Consider the following 18,647-nt stretch of genomic DNA (forward strand, 5'->3'; position numbering starts at 1 on the left):
AGGGTCACGCGTACATGGCGTCGATGCGCTCGGCGTACTTGGCCTGCACCAGCTTGCGCTTGAGCTTCATGGTGGGCGTCAGCTCCTCGTCCTCGGCGCTCAGCTGGGTCTCGAGCAGGAAGAACTTCTTGATCTGCTCGACCCGCGCGAACTTGGCATTGACGCGGTCGAGCTCGGCCTGGATCAGGTCCTGCACCTGCTGCGTGCGGGTCAGGCTCTGGTAGTTGCTGAAGGGCACGTCGTGGTCCTGGGCGAACTTCTCGACGTTCTCCTGGTCGATCATCACGATCACCGTGAGATAGGGCCGGGCGTCGCCGATCACGACGGCATCCGTGATGTAGGGGCTGAACTTGAGCTCGTTCTCGAGTTCGCTCGGCGTGATGTTCTTGCCGCCCGCCGTGATGATGATGTCCTTCATGCGGTCGGTGATGCGGAAATAGCCGTCGGCATCGACCGTACCCACGTCGCCGGTGTGCAGCCAGCCGTCGGCGTCGATGGTCTCGGCGGTCTTCTCGGGCAGGTTCAGGTAACCCATGAAGACATTGGTGCCGCGCACCAGGATCTCGCCGGTGGCGGGATCGATGCGGACTTCGTTGTAGGCGGCCGCCGGCCCGATCGCGCCGGGCTTGATGCGCGCCGCCGGCACGCCGGTGGCGGCGCCGCAGGATTCGGTCATGCCCCAGACCTCGAGCATCGGCACGCCGAGCGCGAGATACCACTTGACCAATTCAGGCGATATCGGCGCCGCGCCAGTGACCAGGAAGCGCGCCCGGTGGATGCCGATCAGCTTGCGCACGTTGTCCAGCGCCAGCCAGCGCGCGATCCGGAACTTGAATCGCAATGCGGCGCCGATCGGCTGGCCGGCCAGCACGCGGTCGGCGATCTCGGTGCCGACGCCGATGCTCCAGGCGTAGGCGGCCTGCTGCACGCGGCTGGCCTCCTTGAGCGCGATCATCACGCCGGAATAGAACTTCTCCCACACCCGCGGCACGGCCGTGAACACGGTCGGCGCGATCTCGCGCACGTTCTCGGGCACGGTCTCGGGGTTCTCGACGAAGTTGAGGATCGAGCCGGTGTACATCGCGAAGTACTCGCCGCCCATGCGCTCGGCGATGTGGCACAGCGGCAGGAAGCACATGCGCTCGTCCTGCTCGTCCTGCGCCACCAGCGTGTTGTAGCCGCGCGTGGTGTAGACCAGGCCGCGATGGCTGTGCATCGCGCCCTTGGGCTTGCCCGTGGTGCCCGATGTGTAGACCAGGATCGCCAGGTCGTCGGGCCGGCAGGCGGCGACGCGCTGTTCGAGTTCCTGCGGATGGGCCTTGTTGTGGTCGCGGCCGAGCGCGCGCAGCGCATCGAGGCTGATGACGTCGGCGTCGTGCAGGTCGCGCAGGCCTTCCATGTCGAAGACCACGATCTTGCGCAGCAGCGGCAGTGCGGCGCGCACTTCGAGCGCCTTGTCGAGCTGTTCGTCGTCCTCGACGAAGAGCACGGTGGTGCGGGAGTCCTCGCAGAGGTAGTGGACCTGCGAGGCGGCGTCGGTCGGATAGATGCCGTTGGAAACGCCGCCGCAGCTCAGCACCGCGAGGTCGCACAGCACCCATTCGATCACTGTGTTCGAGAGGATCGAGGCGCACTCGTGCGGTGCGAAGCCGATCGCCATCAGGCCGCCGGCGATCTCGGCCACCGCGTCGGCGGTCTGCTTCCAGCTCCAGCTGCGCCAGATGCCCAGCTTCTTCTGCCGCATCCAGACGGTGTCGCCGCGCAGGCGGGCGGCGTTCCAGAACATCGCGGCCATGGTCTCGCCGGGCACCACGATGTCGGTGCGCGACTGGATGCGGCCGAGGTCCCAGAGGCCGGCGGGTGCCTTGGCGTGCGTGGTGTTCTGGGTCATCTCCAGGTCTTCTTTTTCTTCCAGCGCCGCTCGCCGCGCACGCCGTCGTCCTTGAGGCCGAGGTAGAACTCCTTGATGTCTTCCTTCTCGCGCAGGCGCTCGCAGGTGTCCTCCATGACGATGCGGCCGTTCTCGAGCACATAGCCGTAGTCGGCGGCGTTGAGCGCCATGTTGGCGTTCTGTTCGACCAGCAGGATGGTGGTGCCGCGCTCGCGGTTGATGCGCACCACGATCTCGAAAATCTCCTTGGTGAGCTTGGGCGAGAGGCCGAGACTGGGCTCGTCGAGCAGGATCAGGTGCGGCGCCGCCATGATGGCGCGCGAGATCGCGAGCATCTGCTGCTGGCCGCCCGACAGCAGGCCGGCGTCCTGCGTCGCGCGCTCCTTGAGGATCGGGAAGTACCCGTAGACCGTCTCGATGTCGCGCGCGACGCCGTCGCGGTCGCGGCGGGTGTAGGCGCCCATCAGCAGGTTGTCCCTGACCGACAGCAGCGGGAATACCTCGCGACCCTCGGGCACGTGGCTCAAGCCCTGCTGGACGATGCGGGCCGGGTCCTGCGCCGTGATGTTGCCGCCCTTGAACTCGATGCTGCCCTTGCGCGGGTCGATGATGCCGGAGATGGTCTTGAGAATGGTGGTCTTGCCGGCCCCGTTGGAGCCGAGCACCGTCGCGATCTCGCCGGCGCGCACCTTGAGGCTGACGCCGCGGATGGCCTTGATGGGGCCGTAGGCGCTTTCCACGTTGAGGAGTTGGAGGACTGTGTCTGTCATGACGTGCGTCGTCCGGGGCGGCGATGGCAGGCGGTATGCCCTGGACCGCTGACACGTCGGGGTTGCATCGGCGTTGGAGACGACACGGATCTTTGATCACCCCCTGAGCCCGGCATGCGGTGCGGGACGGGCGATCCCCTCTGCGCCGCTGAGCAGCGCAGCCTTTCGCGGATAAGGGCTCGCGACTGTCTGAGTGGAGCGAAGCGGAGCGAGTTTGAGCGAGACCCCGCGAAAGGCGAGCAGCGCAAGGGAGCCCGAAGGGCCGGCGCAGTGGGGTCGGCCGGCCCGCACCGCTTGCCGGGCGCCCGCCCCAACGACAACGACAACGACAACGACAACGACAACGAAGAAAGCATCAGGCAACCCTCCGCAAGCTGCTCACGTCATCCACGGTCCCAAGATAAGCCTCGATCACCCGAGCATCCGATTGCACCTCGGCAGGCGTCCCCGAGGCCAGCGCCTCGCCCATGTTCATCGCCAGCACCCGGTCCGACACCTTCGACACCAGCGACATGTCGTGTTCCACCATCAACACCGAAATCCCGAGTTCATGCTGGATGTCCTGGATCCAGAACGCCATGTCGGCCGTTTCCTCGACATTGAGGCCCGACGACGGCTCGTCGAGCAGCAGCAGCTTGGGCTCGGTGCACAGCGCGCGCGCCAGCTCGACCACCTTGCGCACGCCGTAGGGCAGACCCGCCACCATCGAGTCGCGGTGGTGCTGCAGGTCGAGCAGGTCGATCACCTGCTCCGCCTTCTCGCGCGCCGCGATCTCGGCCCGGCGGGTGGCGGGCGTGAAGAACACCTCGCTCCAGAAACCGGTCTGGCGGTGCGTGTGGCGGCCGATCAGCAGGTTGTGCAGCACGGTCGCGTGCTCGAACAACTCGATGTTCTGGAAGGTGCGCGCGATGCCCAGCGCCGCGATCTCGTGCGGCGCCTGCTCGGTCAGCGCCAGCGGCGCGCCGCCGCCATGCCAGACGATCTCGCCGGTGGTCGGCGTGTAGATGCGGCTGATCAGGTTGAACACCGTGGTCTTGCCCGCACCGTTCGGCCCGATCAGCGTGAAGACCTCGCCCCGGCGGACGTCGAAGCTCACCTTGTTGACTGCCAGCACGCCCCCGAAGCGCACGCTCAGGTCCCGGGCGGAAAGCAGGATGTCGGGTGTCGTCATCTGAGCCGGTCCGACTTGGTGAAAGATTTCTGCCGCTTGAACAGTCCGCGGCGATAAAAAGGAAACAACTGCAGCCAGGTGCGTACCTTGAGCCAGCGCCCGTAGAGGCCGAGTGGCTCGAACAGCACGAAGGCGATCAGCACCAGGCCGTAGACCAGGCCCTGCAGCCCGGGCGCCTGGCCGATGGCCTCGGGCAGCCAGTCCTTGGCCGACGCGATCAGCTGCGGCATCGCGATCAGGAAGATCGCACCGAGGAAGGCGCCGTGCACCGAGCCCAGGCCGCCGATCACCACCAGCAGCAGCAGGTCGATCGACTGCAGGATGCTGAACTGGTCGGGCGAGATGAAGCTCAGCTTGTGCGCGTACAGCGCGCCGCCCAGGCCCGCCAGCGCGGCCGAGATCGCGAACGACATCGTCTTGTAGCGCGCCAGGTGGATGCCCATGCTCTGCGCCGAGATCTCGGAATCGCGGATCGCGACGAAGGCCCGGCCGGTGGGCGAGCGCAGCAGATTCAGGATGGCCAGCGTGCACAGCACCGCGACGATCAGGCAGACCATGTAGAAGCTCTCGCTCGAGTTGAGCTCCCAGCCGAACAGGCTGGCCGACTTCACGTGCAGGCCCGAGTTGCCCCCGGTGACGCTCTCCCAGCGCGCGAACACCTCCTCGACGATGAAGCCGAAGGCCAGGGTGGCGATGCCGAGGTAGATGCCTTTCACGCGCAGCGCCGGCAGCGCCACCACCACGCCGACCGCGGCCGACAGCGCCGCCGCCGCGACCAGCGCCACCGGGAACGGCACCCCCATGTTGCTGAGCACCGCCTGCGTGTAGGCCCCCGTGCCGAGAAAGGCCGCATGGCCGATCGAGAACTGGCCCGTGAAGCCCGCCAGCAGCATCAGGCCGAGGCCGACGATGCCGTAGATCAGCACGAAGGTGAGTTGCGCCAGCCAGTACTCGGGCACCACCCAGGGCGCGGCGATCAGCGCCACGCCGAGGAGGCTATACCAGAAGACATGGCCGCCATGCCTGGCGAGGTCGATGTCCTGCGTGTAGCTGGTCTTGAAGATGTAGCGCATGAAAGGGGCGTCCTCAGACTTTCTTGCGCAGCTTTTCGCCGAACAGGCCGTTGGGCTTCACCATCAGCATCACCAGCACCACGATGTACGGCGCCGTGTCCTTGAATCCGTCCGGCAGGTAGAAGCCCGCGAAGGACTCGACGATGCCGATCACCAGGCCGCCGACGATCGCGCCCGGCAGGCTGCCGAAGCCGCCCACCACCGCGGCCGGGAAGGCCTTGAGGCCGATGAATCCCATGTTGGCGTGCACGAAGGTGATCGGCGCCAGCAGCATGCCGGCGATCGCCGCCACCGCCGCGGCCAGGCCCCACACCAGGCCGTTGAGCCGCTTCACCGGAATGCCCATGTAGTAGGCCGCCAGCTGGTTCTGCGACGAGGCCTGCATCGCAATGCCGAGCTTGCTGTAGCGGAACATCGCGAACAGCAGCCCGCACAGCACCGCCGTGGCGGCGATGATGGCCAGCTGCTCGAGGTTGACCACCAGCTCGCCGAGCTTCCAGATCTGGTCCTTGTAGGGCACCGGCAGCGTGTGGGTCTCGGTGCCGATGCCCGGGATCATCGTCACCAGGCCGCGCGCCACGTAGCCGATGCCGATGGTCAGCATGACGATCGAGAACTGCGGCTGGCCCAGGATCGGGCGGATCACGACCAGCTCGAGCAGCACGCCGAAGGCCACCATCGCCCCCACCGCCAGCAGCGCGGCGAGCCAGAAGGGCAGCCCGAACAGCGACATGCCGGCGAAGGCGCAGAAGGCGCCGAGCATCATGAGTTCGCCCTGCGCGAAGCTCACGGTCTCGGTGGCCTTGTAGATCAGCACGAAGCCCAGCGCGATCAGACCGTAGATGCAGCCTTGTGCGATGCCTGAGAGCAGGAGCTGAAGGATTTGCAAGAAGAAGTGTCTCGTTCGGGTTTCGCGGTTTATAGCGGCGACTCGTGCGCGCCCTGCAGAGGGTTGTCCCGCATCGGGTTCGCGCGGGCGGCCCGCGCGCGCCTCATTGGTGCACGGCGAGCCGCCGCGATCCGGCGAGGATGTCGCTGGGACGCAGGCCGTAGACCTGGCGGATCGAGTGGCTGAAGTGGGTCGAGTCGGGGTAGCCGGTGTCGAGTGCGATATCGGTCAGCGTGGCGCTCTGGCGCACGTGGCGCAACAGGCTGCGGGCCCGCTTCCAGGCCCTGAAGGCTCGGAAGGTCAGGCCGGTCTCCTGCTTGAACAGATGCAGGAAGCGCGAGAACGACAGCGTCACCGAGGCGGCGCATTGCCCGGCCGAGGCCGGCGCCGCGGGATCGGCGTTGATGCGCTCGATCACGCTGCGGATGCGCGGATCGAGCGGTCGCGGCGCCAGCGGCCGGTCGAACAACAGCGTGTCGAAGTCGAAGCGCTCGAAACTCTCTCGTCCCGATGCGGCGGCCAGCAGCGCATGGACGTCGCGCACCCGCTGGACGAAGGCCGGCGCATCGACCGGCCCGCAGCGCTGCAGGAATTCAGGCATCTGCGCCGGGTCGACGAACTCGGGCTCGATCAGCAGGCTGAGGATGCTGCGGTGATCGGTCGCGATCTGATGCGGCACCAGGGGCGGCACCACCATGAGCTCGCCGCGCTGCCAGGCGCCGCCGCCGATGCGGATGCGCAGCGGCGCGCCGGTGGGCGACAGGTAGATGCCATGGCCGCCGATGCTGCGCTCCGCCGCCGCGCCCAGGAGCCCGGCGTAGAACACGCGCTGAGAGGTGATCCACATGAGGCGCTCGCCGCGGTCGTTGCCGCGCGGCGCGTGCTTCGCTTGCCTGCTGACCAATGCCGTCTCCTCCGCTGGGCGACGGCCGGCCCGGTGGCCGGCGACGCCATCGGTCGATCGTAGCGGCGGACCGCGCCCACCGGGTCGGCGATCGCGCGGGGACTTTCCCTAACCGACCAATGCGCGGCGCAGTTCGGCGGCGCACAACGCGACGGCCGTGTTGGCCTCGTCGAGCAGCCGGCCCATGGTGATGAAGCCGTGGATCTGGCGCTCGAAGCAGACGTAGCTCGCCCGGTTGCCGGCGGCGGTCAGCGCCCGCGCGTAATCCAGGCCCTCGTCGCGCAGCGGGTCGTAGCCGGCGGTGAGGACCAGCGCCGGCGGCAGGCCCGCGAGGTCTTCGCGCAGCAACGGCGAGGCGCGCCAGTCGAAGTCCTGGGCCGCATCCGCGATGTAGTGGTCGTGGAAATAGCCGATGGTGTCGCTGGTCAGCACGTAGCCCTGGCCGTTGGTGGTGTGCGACGGGTGGATGCGGCGCATGTCGGTGGCCGGGTAGATCAGCAGCTGGTAGGCCACCGGCAGGTCGCCGGCGTCGCGCGCCGCGATCGCGACCACGGCCGCGAGGTTGCCGCCCGCGCTGTCGCCGCCGACCGCGAGCCGTTGCGCATCGACGCCGAGCGCGGCCGCTTCGCGGCGCACCCAGCGCGTCGCCGCCAGCACGTCGTCGACCGCCGCCGGAAAGCGGTGTTCCGGCCCCATGCGGTAGTCGACCGCCACCACCGCGCAGCCTGAGCCGTTGCAGAACTCGCGGCACAGCGTGTCGTGGGTGTCGAGGTCGCCGATGGTCCAGCCGCCGCCGTGGTAGTACACCAGCACCGGCAGCAGCGCGGAGGCGGCGCTGCCGAGCGGGCGATAGAGGCGCAGCGGAATCGGGCCGTGCGGGCCGTCGGCCTGCAGCTCGCGCACCTGCGCCACCTCGGCGGGATCGGGCTGCGTCAAGGCGCGCCGCTCACGGTAGAACTTGCGCGCCTCGGCCGGCGTCAGCGTGTGCGTGGGCGGCACGCCGCGCTGCGCGAGGAGGTCGATGAAGGCCTGGGCCTGGGGGTGCAGCATCTGTGTGGGGCTCCGGGGTTGGGAGAATCAGGCCTTGCGCGGCTTCACGCGCGAGGCGGCTTCCTTGGCATTGCGCCGCGCGGTGTCGATGTCGGCCGCATGCGCCAGCGCCACGCCCATGCGGCGCTTCACGAAACTCTCGGGCTTGCCGAACAGCCGCAGGTCGACGCCCGGCACCGCCAGCGCCTCGGCCACGCCGTCGAAGGCGATGCCGGTGGCATCGACGCCGCCATAGATCACAGCGCTGGCGCCGGGGCTCTTGAGCGTGGTGTCGACCGGCAGCCCGAGGATCGCGCGGGCGTGCAGCTCGAACTCGTTCTGCCACTGGGTCGCCATGGTCACCATGCCGGTGTCGTGCGGCCGCGGGCTGACCTCGCTGAACCAGACCTGGTCGCCCTTGACGAACAGCTCGACGCCGAACAGGCCCTGGCCGCCGAGGTCGGCAGTGACGGTCCGGGCGATCTGCTGCGCCAATTGCAGGGCGGCCGGCGCCATCGGGTGCGGCTGCCAGCTCTCGACATAGTCACCGCTCACCTGCACATGGCCGATCGGCTCGCAGAACTGGGTCTGCACCACGCCGGCGGCGTCGGGCGCGCGCACGGTCAGGAGCGTGATCTCGTAGTCGAAATCGATGAAGCCCTCGACGATCACCCGGCCGTGGCTCACCCGGCCGCCGGCCATGGCGTAGTCCCAGGCCTTCTGGACGTCGGCCGGGCCGTCGATCTTGCTCTGGCCCTTGCCCGAGCTGCTCATCACGGGCTTGACGATGCAGGGATAGCCGATCCCGCCATCGATCGCCGCCTGCAGCTCGGCCAGGGAGTCGCAGAACTTGTAGGGGCTGGTCGGCACGCCCAGCGTCTCCGCGGCCAAGCGGCGGATGCCTTCCCGGTCCATCGTGAGGCGGGCCGCCCGGGCGGTCGGGATCACCCGCACCACGCCGGCGTCCTCCAGCTCTTGCAGCATCGGGGTGGCGATGGCCTCGATCTCGGGCACCACCAGCTGCGGCCGCTCGGCCTCGATCAGCGCCTTCAGCTGGGCCGGGTCGCTCATCGTGATGGTGCGGGCGTGGTGGGCCACCTGCTGGCCGGGCGCGTTCTCGTAGCGGTCGACCGCGAGGGTCTCGACGCCGAGGCGCTGGAGGGCGATCAGCACCTCCTTGCCGAGCTCGCCGGAGCCGAGCAGCATCACGCGGGTGGCGGAAGGGGAAAGGGGCGTGCCGAGAGTGGTCATGGGTCGATTCGTGGCGGAAGAAAAGCAACGCGGCACTTTAAATCAGTCCCGGCCGCTGCGGCGCTGTCACGGACGGCAACGCGGGCCCTCGCGCTCTGTTTCACAATCACCGCCACGGGATGCCGCCCCGGGCGGCGCCCCTCCTCTTTCATTTCTCAGTTCAAGGAGCATTTCTCATGGCAATCCAGACGGTCGGCATCATCGGGGCGGGAACGATGGGCAACGGCATCGCGCAGGCCTGCGCGGTCGCGGGGGTGAACGTGGTCATGGTCGACATCGCGCAGGCCGCGGTCGACAAGGGCATCGCCACGGTGGCGGGCAGCCTCGACCGCCTGATCAAGAAGGACAAGCTCACGGCGGCCCAGAAGGACGCCGCGCTGGCGCTGATCAAGGGCTCGACGAACTATGACGACCTGAAGGCGGCCCAGCTGGTGATCGAGGCGGCGACCGAGAACCACGCGCTCAAGCTGAAAATCCTCAAGCAGGTCGACGAGCTGCTGGCGCCCGAGGTGATCATCGCGTCGAACACCTCGTCGATCTCGATCACGCAACTGGCCGCCGCCACCTCGCGCGCCGACCGCTTCATCGGCATGCACTTCTTCAACCCGGTGCCGATGATGGCGCTGGTGGAGATCATCCGCGGCTACCTGACCAGCGACGCCACCCACGACGCGGTGAAGGAACTGGCGGTCAAGCTCGGCAAGTCGCCGATCACGGTGAAGAACGCGCCGGGCTTCGTGGTCAACCGCATCCTGGTGCCGATGATCAACGAGGCCTTCTTCGTGCTGGCCGAGGGCCTGGCGACCGCCGAGGACATCGACGCCGGCATGAAGCTCGGCTGCAACCAGCCGATCGGCCCGCTGGCCCTGGCCGACATGATCGGTCTGGACGTCTGCCTGGCGGTGATGGAGGTCTATCTCGAGCAGTTCGGCGACTCCAAGTACCGCCCCTGCCCGCTGCTGAAGGAAATGGTGGCGGCCGGCCAGCTCGGGCGCAAGACCAAGCGCGGCGTGTACACCTACTGATGACCTTGCGGGACAGACCAGGAAACTGCGCAGCAGTTTTTGCTCTGTCCCCAACTGATGACCTTGCGGGACAGACCAGGAAACTGCGCAGCAGTTTTTGCTCTGTCCCCAACTGACCAGGAGCACAGATGACCGCCACCCCCACTACCCCGCCCATCGAAGGCTGCATCGACACCCAGGTGCTCGATCACGTGCTGCTGATCGGCATCAACCGGCCCGCCAAGCGCAACGGCTGGACGCCGCCGATGTTCAAGCAGCTGGCCGAGGCCTACACGCGGCTCGACGACGATCCCGCGCTGCGCGTGGGCGTGCTGCATGCGTTCGGCGATCACTTCACGGCGGGCCTCGACCTGCCGGCCGTGGCCGAATACATGAAGCGCGGCGAGAAGGCCGTGCCGCAGGGCCTGGTCGAGCCGCACGACTTCGGCCTGGCCGGCTACCGCCGGCGCACCAAGCCCATGGTGGTGGCGGTCAAGGGCATCTGCTTCACGGTCGGCATCGAGCTGATGCTGGGCGCCGACATCGTGGTGGCGGCCGACAACTGCCGCTTCTCGCAGATGGAGGTGCAGCGCGGCATCATGGCCACCGGCGGCGCCACCTTGCGGATGGCCGAACGCGCCGGACTCGGCAACGCGATGCTGCACCTGCTCACGGCCGACGAGTTCGACAGCGCCGAGGCCTTCCGCCTCAACTTCGTGCAGCGCGTGGTACCGGCCGGCAAGGAGCTCGACGAGGCGCTGCGCATCGCGCAGCGGATCGCGGCCCAGGCGCCGCTGGCGGTGGTCGCGACGCGGCTGAACGTCATCAAGGCGATCGAGCAGGGGCCGCTGGCGGCGGTCGAGGAATTCATCCCGGTGCAGCAGCGCCTCGCCAACAGCGAGGACGCGGCCGAAGGCGTGCGCTCCTTCGTCGAGCGGCGGCCCGCGCGCTTCAGCGGCCGTTGAAGCGCCGGTTTCGGCGGCCAGCTGGTGGCCGAAGTGGCAAAGGCCTTGTCGCAGACATTTATATTGCGCACAATTTAATTGCTCGCTACAATTCAGCCCATGCCCTCCACGAGCCTCTCCGCCGACGAACTGCTGAAGCTGGACAACCAGCTCTGCTTCGCCGTCTATTCGGCTTCGCTGGCCATGACGCGGCTGTACAAGCCGCTGCTGGACAAGCTCGGCCTCACCTACCCGCAGTACCTGGTGCTGCTGGTGCTGTGGGAGCGCGATGGCCTCACGGTCTCCGAGCTCGGCGAGCGGCTGTCGCTCGACTCGGGCACGCTGACCCCGCTGCTCAAGCGGCTCGAGGCCAGCGGCCTGGTGGCGCGGATCCGCGACACCGCGGACGAGCGCCGGGTGCATGTCAGCCTCACGGCCGCGGGCCGCAGGCTCAAGGCCCGCGCGGCCGAGGTTCCCGGCTGCCTGATGGCGGCCTCCCAATGCTCGGTGGCCGAACTGGTTTCGCTGACGCAGCAGGTCCAGGCCCTGCGCGACCGCATCAAGAAGGCGGCCTGACCCCGGTCCCCTGCCCCACTTTTTTCGTCCCTCCCTCCACCACTGCAAAGGAATCACCATGACCACCAAGCTCGACAAGGTTCTCTACACCGCCGAAGCCCACACCATCGGCGGCCGCGACGGCGCCGGCAAGTCCAGCGACGGCGCGATCGACGTCAAGCTCAGCCCGCCCGGCTCGGGCAAGCCCGGCACCAACCCCGAGCAGCTGTTCGCGGTCGGCTACGCCGCCTGCTTCATCGGCGCCATGAAGGCCGTCGGGCCGAAGATCAGCGTCAAGGTGCCGGACGACGTCGCCATCGACTCCAGCGTCTCGCTCGGCCCGATCAACGAAGGCAAGGCCTACGGCATCGCGGTCAAGCTCGCGATCACTCTGCCGGGCCTGGACGACGCGCAGAAGAAGCTGCTGGTCGAGACCGCGCACCAGGTCTGCCCGTACTCGAACGCCACCCGCGGCAACATCGACGTCGAGCTGTCGATCGTTTGATCGGACGATAGCGCCAGCCCGGCAGTGGCGTCGCCTGAGCGACCGCCCGCCGGGCTTTTTCTCATGCGCCCGCGCGCCCTCTGCGCTAAGGTCGCAAGATGAGCAACGACACCCTGCTGGTCCGCAAGGACGACCTCCACACCACCCGCCTGCACGGCGCCGCCGAACAACCGCTCGCCGACGGCCAGGTGCGCGTGCGCATCGAGCGCTTCGCACTGACCTCGAACAACATCACCTACGCGGCCTTCGGCGAGGCGATGAGCTACTGGCAGTTCTTCCCGAGCGGCGAAGAAGGCTGGGGCATCGTTCCAGTGTGGGGCTTCGCAACGGTGTCGCAGTCGCTGCATCCGGGCGTGGCCGTGGGCGAGCGTCTTTACGGCTACTTCCCCATGGCCGCCAGCGCGGTGCTGACGCCCGAGCGCCTGTCACCCGAGCGCTTCACCGACGGCGCCCCGCACCGCAGCGCCTTGCCCGCGGTCTACAACCAGTACCTGCGCACGCGCACCGATCCGCTCTACAGCGCCGGCACCGAAGACCTGCAGGCCCTGCTGCGGCCGCTGTTCCTCACTTCCTGGCTGATCGACGACTTCCTCGACGACAACGACTTCTTCGGCGCCCGTCCTGGGGTCGCGCTGCTGTCGAGCGCATCGAGCAAGACCGCCTACGGCACCGCCTCCCAGCTGGCCCGGCGCGAGGGCATCGAGGTTATCGGACTGACCTCGGCGGCCAACAAGGCCTTCTGCGAGAGCCTGGGCTGCTACCACCGCGTGCTGGCCTATGAGGAACTGGGCGAGGTCGCGGCCGATGTGCCCTGCGTCTATGTCGACTTCGCCGGCAACGGCGCGCTGCGGCGCGAGATCCACACCCGCTTCACGAACCTGAAGCACAGCGCCTCGATCGGTGGCACCCATGTCGACCAGCTGGCGGCCAGCGGTGCCGGCAAGAGCCTGCCCGGCCCGCGCGCCACCTTGTTCTTCGCGCCGGCGCAGGTCAAGAAGCGCAGCGGCGACTGGGGCCCGGCGCAGTTCGGCCAGCGCATGGTGCAGGCTTGGCAGGCCTTCCTCGGCCAGGTCGCGGACCCGAAGGCGCCGTGGTTGACGGCGCAGCACCACACAGGCCCGGCGGCCGTGCAGGCGGCCTATGCGGAGGTGCTGGCGGGCCGCGGTGATCCGCGGGTCGGGCACATCCTCACGCTCACCCCGGGGAACCCGTAGACGGGCGAGCCCGGCGCGCGGCAGGCTTCGGCGCCCCCGCGCGCAGCACCGCCTCCCACGCCCGCCCGGCCCACAACGCCGCTTCATGGCGGTCCTCGAACAGCTCGGGCGGCGCCTCGTAGTACGAGATCCGGGCGGTCTGCCCCTGGCGCTGGTATTCGAAGGGCGGCAGCTGGCGGTCCTCGAAGAAGGCCACCGTTTCGGCGTCGGCCTTCAGGTAGAGACGGCCGCCCGCGATCAGGCCGAACATCCGGCCCTCGTGGAACACGCCGTGGCCGCCGAACATCCGGCGCAGCGAGATGCGCCCGAAGCGCTCGAAGACATCGTGAAGCTCTTCCGCGAATTCGTTCATGCGGCGATTCTGACGCCCGAGCCATTGCTCAGGCGCCCACGCGCAAGACCGCGAACACCACCGCCACCAGCACCACAATGACCGCGGTGGCGAGAACCAGTCGATCGGCGAACAAGCGGCGCATGGGATCTGTCTCCTAGACGAAGCTGTAGCGCTCCGAGTGGTACTTCGAGAGCGGCACCTTCATCTGGCCCAGCGCCGCCTCGATGGCGTCCATCATCACGTCCGGGCCGCAGATGAAATACTCGTGGTCGGCGTAGCCCGGGGGCAGATGCCGCTTGAACACGGCGGCATCGATGTAGCCGCTTTCACCGGCCCAGCCTTCCGGCGGCTGCGACAGCACGTAGACCACCGTGAGGTCGACCCGCTTCGCCAGCACATCCAGTTCATCCCTGAAGGTCAGGGATTCGAGGTCCTTGCCGCCGTAGAGCAGGATCAGCGGCCGCTTGTCGCCGCGGTCGATCAGCGTGCGGATCATGCTCATCATCGGCGTGATGCCGATGCCGCCCGCGATCAGCACATGCATGTCCGCCGGGTTGCCGATGGTGAAGGCGCCATACGGCCCGTCGAGGTAGACGCGCCGCCCCACCGGCACCTTGGCGATGCCGCTGGTGAAATCGCCGAGGTTGCGGATCGTCATCTCGACCCGTCCGTCGGCGGCCTCCGCGCTCGACGAGAAAGAGAAGGGATGGCCGGTGATCCGGAACGGGCTGCCCCACAGCGTGAGCCAGCCGAACTGGCCGGGCCGGAAGCGGAAGCCGGCGTGGCCCTCGGGCCGCATCACCAGCGTGGTCGTGTCGCCGCGCTCGGCCCGCACCTCGGCCACGCGGTAGGGCCGCCGCAGCATGAACAGCGGCTTCACGATGCGCACGTACAGCAGCAGCGCGATCCAGAAGATCGTCATGCCGATCCACAGCGCGCGCTTCACCGGATCGGCCAGGTAGAAGCCCCAGCCCACCATGTGGAGCAGCCCGCCGCCGACCGCGAGCAGCGCGAGCCCGATGTGCGTGAAGTGCCAGAACTCGTAGCTGATCTTCAGCCGGGTGCGCCACAGCGCCATCACGACCAGCAAGACCAGCGCGCCGAGCGACAGCACCGCGAACACAGCGCCCAGCGGCACCTCGGCCAGGGAGTCGGGCATGGCCATCTTGTCGGAGCCGTTGGCGAGCAGGATCAGCGGATGCACCACTACCAGCCCGACCGCGAGCAGCGAGACCCGGCGATGGAAGTGGTAGATGACGTCCTCGCCCCACGGATCCGTGACATGCCTGAAGCGCGCCGTGAGCCCGAACTGCAGTCCCATCATCGCGAGGCCGGTGTAGCCGAGCGCGACCGAGAACTCGGTCCAGAAATCGCGCGCCGGCGGCAGCGCGCCGGTCAGCAGCGCCAGCAGCGGCGCCAGGATGAACAGCAGGTAGATCACGGACCAGACGACCCGGCGCTGGAAATCTCGGTCGCGGAACTGCATGGGGTTCGGTGCTGGAACGGGCTGGGGCTGGCGATCAGATGCAGGCGCTGAGAAGCAGCGGCGGACCGAGCGCGAGCACGCCGCTGGCGAACGCGGTGATCGTGGTCCAGACGATCGCGGTGTGCAGGAAGCTGCCGGTCTCTCCCGATCCGGGGTCGGGTGCGCCCTTGGCGAACCGGCCCCACATCCATCCGATCACGACCAGGTGCGCGATGAACACGAGGACCAGGGTCCAGCGCAGCGCGCCCGCCGACCAGCCGAAGGCACAGCCGATCGCGTGGATCGCATAGAGCGCCGCCAGCGCGACGCACCAGACGATGAAGCCGGCCGCGAGCCACCAGACACGCCGGGGTGGAACCGTCGTCACTGCATTCATGGCCGGGCCCCCAGCACGGTGACCAGCGACGGCAGCGCCAGCACCAGGCCCAGCGCGATGACGCCGGTCACCAGCGTGTAGTCGATCCAGAGCCGCGTCAGGCGCAGGTCGGTGCAGCGCAAGCGCGAGATGTAGCCGCTGCGCACGCGCTGGAAGTTGCTGATCAGGAACAGCAGCCCGGCAGCGGCATGAAAGCCCACATAGCCCAGCAGCACCGACGCGGTGGCGCCGAGCGCATGCGCGCGCGGGTGCGGCGTGACGCCCATGATCAACTCCACGATCATCCCCGCCGCCGCCATCAGCGCGAGCGCGGTGATCGCCATCCAGCCCGATGTCTTGCCGCTGGCGACCACGACCCTGAGCGAGCCGCGCGCCGCCACCGCCGCGACCGCCAGGCAGGCGACGACGCCGAAGGCCAGCAGCCGGCTCGGCTCGGGCGGCGGCATCTTCTGCCAGTCGCCGCCGGACAGCCAGAGGTAGAAGGTGCCGAACACCAGCGAGGTGAACAGCGTGCCGTTGGCGACCAGGGAGCAGATCAACGCCAGCCAGGACGGCGAGCTCGCGGCCTCGGTGTGCGGCGGCACCGAGACGCCGAGGCCGACGGGCAAGGGACCGTAGTCGCGCGGCAGGCCCGCGCGCCGCCCTGCGAAGACGAACAGGCCGAAGGTGACGAGCGCCAGCGCCAGCGACACCCAGTAGGCCTTGAACAGGAAGCCCAGCACGGCGCCGCCCGTGAACAGCGCCGTGACCAGCGGCAGGTAGGTCGGGTTCGGCAGCACGATCAGCTGCTCGGGCTTGCCGCTCGTGATGTGCACGCCCATCGCCTCCTGCCAGCCGTTGCGCGTGGCGCCCAGGTAGCCCTCGCCGCGCGCCAGCGAAGCCGCCAGCTCGGTCTTCGTCACGCCCTCGGTCTGCGGCCCGACATGCGGGATCGAGGCGAAGGCATAGGGCGCCGGCGGCATCGGCATCGCCCATTCGAAGGTCTGGGCCCGCCAGGGGTCGCGGCGCGAGCGGCGCCCGTGGCGCAGCTGCACCACGAGGTCGATGATCAGCAGCCCGAAGCCAATGGTCATCACGAAGCTGCCGACCGAGGACAGCAGGTTGAGCCAGTTCCAGCCTTCGTCGCCGCGGTAGGTGTAGACGCGCCGCGGCATGCCCAGCAGGCCGGTCAGGTGCATCATGAAGAAGGTCATGTTGAAGCCGATGAAGATCAGCCAGAACGCCGGCACCGACAGGCGCTGCACCGCGGCGCGCCCGGTCAGCAGCGGCAGCCAGTAGTAGAGCGCCGCCACCATCGGGAAGGCCAGCGCGCCGGCCACCACGTAGTGCATGTGGGCGACCACGAAGTAGGTGTCGTGCGCCTGCCAGTCGAAGGGCACCATCGCGAGCATGACGCCGGTGAGCCCGCCCATCGCGAAGACGAAGAAGAAGCCGAAGACGTAGAGCATCGGCACGTCCCAGCGCGGCCTGCCGTGCGACAGCGTCGCCAGCCAGGCGAAGACCTGCACCGCGGTCGGCACCGCGACGATCGCCGAGCCGGCCGAGAAGAAGGCCAGCGCCAGGTGCGGGATGCCCACCGTGAACATGTGGTGGACCCAGATGCCGAAGCTCAGGAAGGCCAGCGCGACGATCGCCACCACGATCGCGCGGTAGCCCACCAGCTGCCGGTTGGCGAAGACCGGGATCATGGTCGACAGCACGCCGGCCATTGGCAGGAAGATGATGTAGACGTCCGGATGGCCGAAGAGCCAGAACAGGTGCTGCCACAGCAGCGAGTCGCCGCCGCGCGTCGGATCGAAGAAGGGCAGGCCGAAGGCGCGCTCGAGCTCGAGCAGGATCGAGGCCAGGATCAGCGGCGGAAAGGCGATGATCATCATCATCGCGGTGACCAGGATGTACCAGCCGAAGATCGGCATGCGGTCGAGCGACATGCCCGGCGCGCGCATCTTGAGGATCGAGACCACGATCTCCATCGCCAGCGACAGCGCCGAAATCTCGACGAAGGTGATGCCGAGCAGCCAGACGTCGGCATTCACGCCCGGCGTGAAGGCGTTGGAACTCAGCGGCGTGTACATGAACCAGCCGCTGTTGGGCGCGACGCCGAAGATCAGCGAGACGGTCACGATCGAGGCGCCGAACAGATAGCACCAGTAGCCGTAGGCCGTGAGCCGCGGGAAAGCGAAGTCGCGGGTCCCGAGGATCTTCGGCGTCAGGTAGACCGCGAAGCTCTCGACCATCGGGATCGCGAACAGGAACAGCATCATCGAGCCGTGCACCGAGAACACCTGGTTGTAGGTCTCGGCATCGAGGAACAGCGAATGCGGCGTGGCCAGCTGCACGCGGGTCAGCATGCCCAGCAGCCCGGCGATCAGGAAGAAGGCGAAGGACGTGATGAACATCCGCATGCCGATGACCGAATGGTTGACCGCGGCCAGCCGCTGCCATCCCGGCCCGGTGGCCCAGATCTTGTTCAGCTCCCGGTGCAGCCGCAGTGCGCGGGCGCCTCCTGGCTGCGGATCGACGACGGGTCCACTCATTTCTTCGCCTCCGGTGCTGAAAGCGCCTGCGTCAACGCGGCTGAAAAATCCTCCGGCCGATGCACGATGACCGCGAAGCGCATGCCCGTGTGGCCGGTGCCGCAGAACTCGTCGCAGGTGCCTTCGAAGCGGCCGGGCTGGTCGGCCTGGATGCGCAGCCGGTTGACCCGCCCGGGAACCGCATCGACCTTGCCCGCGAGCCGCGGCACCCAGAAGGCATGGATCACGTCCTTGCTCGTCACCACCATGTCGACCGGCTGGCCGACCGGCAGCAGCAGCACGTTGCGGGTCTCGGCGCCGCCGTGTGCGGGATAGCGGAAGGTCCAGGTCCACTGCGACGCGATCGCCTCGATGCGCTGCGGCGGCGCGCTGCCCGGCAGCGGCAGCAGGCGCTCGCCGGTGACCAGGCCGTAGGCCAGCAAGGGCAGCAGCACGAGGGCCGGCAGCACCAGGCCGCCGAGCACGATCCAGCGCGTCGGCGAGACGCTCGAGCCCCAGCCCGGCCGCCGGATCACCAGGATGAAGATGCCGACGACGAGCAGGAACAGCAAGGCCGAGCCGATCAGCATGACCCACCACATGGTCGCGATCGAGGCCGCGGCCGGCCCGGAGGGATCGAGCGTCGAGAGCGGCCCGCTGCAGCCGCACAGCATCGCCAGCGATGCGGCTTGGAGCGCCGCGCGCAAGCCGCTACGATGGCCGCTCATCGGAAGC

Annotated in this window: 18 protein-coding genes; 5 read left to right on the forward strand and 13 right to left on the reverse strand. The window is 68.4% G+C overall.

What is annotated here, in order from left to right:
* Positions 1–4: 4 nt before the first annotated feature.
* The 8 genes from QZH52_RS07090 to purT form a co-directional block, all read right to left on the reverse strand.
* Complete coding sequence (locus QZH52_RS07090; RefSeq protein WP_301805933.1) at positions 5–1,891, reverse strand: AMP-dependent synthetase/ligase; 1,887 nt, start codon at positions 1,889–1,891, stop codon at positions 5–7.
* Positions 1,888–2,661 (reverse strand): ABC transporter ATP-binding protein, encoded by a 774-nt coding sequence (locus QZH52_RS07095; protein ID WP_301805936.1) that lies wholly within the window; start codon positions 2,659–2,661, stop codon positions 1,888–1,890. The genes QZH52_RS07090 and QZH52_RS07095 overlap by 4 nt, the downstream gene beginning before the upstream one ends.
* A gap of 355 nt (positions 2,662–3,016) precedes the next feature.
* Positions 3,017–3,832 carry an ABC transporter ATP-binding protein gene (locus QZH52_RS07100; protein ID WP_286534238.1) on the reverse strand — a complete coding sequence of 272 codons (816 nt, stop codon included), beginning with the start codon at positions 3,830–3,832 and terminating at the stop codon, positions 3,017–3,019.
* Positions 3,829–4,905 (reverse strand): branched-chain amino acid ABC transporter permease, encoded by a 1,077-nt coding sequence (locus QZH52_RS07105; protein WP_286522068.1) that lies wholly within the window; start codon positions 4,903–4,905, stop codon positions 3,829–3,831. Before QZH52_RS07105 ends, QZH52_RS07100 begins: the two co-directional genes overlap by 4 nt.
* Positions 4,906–4,918: 13 nt before the next feature.
* Entirely contained in the window at positions 4,919–5,794 is an 876-nt protein-coding gene (locus QZH52_RS07110) for a branched-chain amino acid ABC transporter permease (RefSeq protein WP_286534241.1), read from the reverse strand.
* Between the two features lie 103 nt (positions 5,795–5,897).
* A complete protein-coding gene (locus QZH52_RS07115) occupies positions 5,898–6,641 on the reverse strand; it encodes an AraC family transcriptional regulator (RefSeq protein WP_301806719.1) in 744 nt (247 codons plus the stop codon).
* A gap of 165 nt (positions 6,642–6,806) precedes the next feature.
* A complete protein-coding gene (gene lipP1, locus QZH52_RS07120) occupies positions 6,807–7,748 on the reverse strand; it encodes a LipP1 family hormone-sensitive lipase (protein WP_301805940.1) in 942 nt (313 codons plus the stop codon).
* Between the two features lie 27 nt (positions 7,749–7,775).
* A complete protein-coding gene (gene purT, locus QZH52_RS07125; protein ID WP_301805943.1) occupies positions 7,776–8,978 on the reverse strand; it encodes a formate-dependent phosphoribosylglycinamide formyltransferase in 1,203 nt (400 codons plus the stop codon).
* Between the two features lie 176 nt (positions 8,979–9,154).
* On the opposite strand from purT, the gene QZH52_RS07130 reads away from it, so the two are divergent.
* From QZH52_RS07130 to QZH52_RS07150, 5 genes are all read left to right on the forward strand, one after another.
* The gene (locus QZH52_RS07130; protein WP_286534245.1) at positions 9,155–10,003 is read left to right on the forward strand and encodes a 3-hydroxybutyryl-CoA dehydrogenase; all 849 of its coding nucleotides are present in this window, start codon (positions 9,155–9,157) and stop codon (positions 10,001–10,003) included.
* Between the two features lie 128 nt (positions 10,004–10,131).
* On the forward strand, positions 10,132–10,947 hold the full coding sequence (locus QZH52_RS07135; protein ID WP_301805945.1) for a crotonase/enoyl-CoA hydratase family protein: 816 nt from the start codon (positions 10,132–10,134) through the stop codon (positions 10,945–10,947).
* Between the two features lie 99 nt (positions 10,948–11,046).
* Positions 11,047–11,502, forward strand: coding sequence for a MarR family winged helix-turn-helix transcriptional regulator (locus QZH52_RS07140; protein ID WP_301805948.1), 456 nt, complete (start codon positions 11,047–11,049; stop codon positions 11,500–11,502).
* Between the two features lie 58 nt (positions 11,503–11,560).
* Complete coding sequence (locus QZH52_RS07145) at positions 11,561–11,986, forward strand: organic hydroperoxide resistance protein (protein WP_301805951.1); 426 nt, start codon at positions 11,561–11,563, stop codon at positions 11,984–11,986.
* Between the two features lie 98 nt (positions 11,987–12,084).
* Positions 12,085–13,200 (forward strand): DUF2855 family protein, encoded by a 1,116-nt coding sequence (locus QZH52_RS07150; protein WP_301805953.1) that lies wholly within the window; start codon positions 12,085–12,087, stop codon positions 13,198–13,200.
* On the opposite strand, the gene QZH52_RS07155 is transcribed toward QZH52_RS07150, so the two are convergent.
* The 5 genes from QZH52_RS07155 to coxB form a co-directional block, all read right to left on the reverse strand.
* Complete coding sequence (locus tag QZH52_RS07155) at positions 13,181–13,552, reverse strand: TfoX/Sxy family protein (RefSeq protein WP_301805956.1); 372 nt, start codon at positions 13,550–13,552, stop codon at positions 13,181–13,183. The two genes, QZH52_RS07150 and QZH52_RS07155, sit on opposite strands and share 20 nt — an antisense overlap.
* Positions 13,553–13,688: 136 nt before the next feature.
* Positions 13,689–15,020 (reverse strand): ferredoxin reductase family protein, encoded by a 1,332-nt coding sequence (locus tag QZH52_RS07160; protein ID WP_301805958.1) that lies wholly within the window; start codon positions 15,018–15,020, stop codon positions 13,689–13,691.
* A gap of 34 nt (positions 15,021–15,054) precedes the next feature.
* On the reverse strand, positions 15,055–15,396 hold the full coding sequence (locus QZH52_RS07165) for a hypothetical protein (protein WP_301805960.1): 342 nt from the start codon (positions 15,394–15,396) through the stop codon (positions 15,055–15,057).
* Positions 15,393–17,933 carry a cytochrome c oxidase subunit I gene (gene ctaD, locus QZH52_RS07170; protein WP_301805962.1) on the reverse strand — a complete coding sequence of 847 codons (2,541 nt, stop codon included), beginning with the start codon at positions 17,931–17,933 and terminating at the stop codon, positions 15,393–15,395. Before ctaD ends, QZH52_RS07165 begins: the two co-directional genes overlap by 4 nt.
* Positions 17,930–18,640, reverse strand: coding sequence for a cytochrome c oxidase subunit II (coxB, locus tag QZH52_RS07175; protein WP_286653950.1), 711 nt, complete (start codon positions 18,638–18,640; stop codon positions 17,930–17,932). The genes ctaD and coxB overlap by 4 nt, the downstream gene beginning before the upstream one ends.
* Positions 18,641–18,647: the final 7 nt, after the last annotated feature.

Origin of the sequence: Variovorax ginsengisoli (assembly GCF_030486595.1) — a bacterium.
Lineage (GTDB): Bacteria > Pseudomonadota > Gammaproteobacteria > Burkholderiales > Burkholderiaceae_C > Variovorax > Variovorax ginsengisoli_B.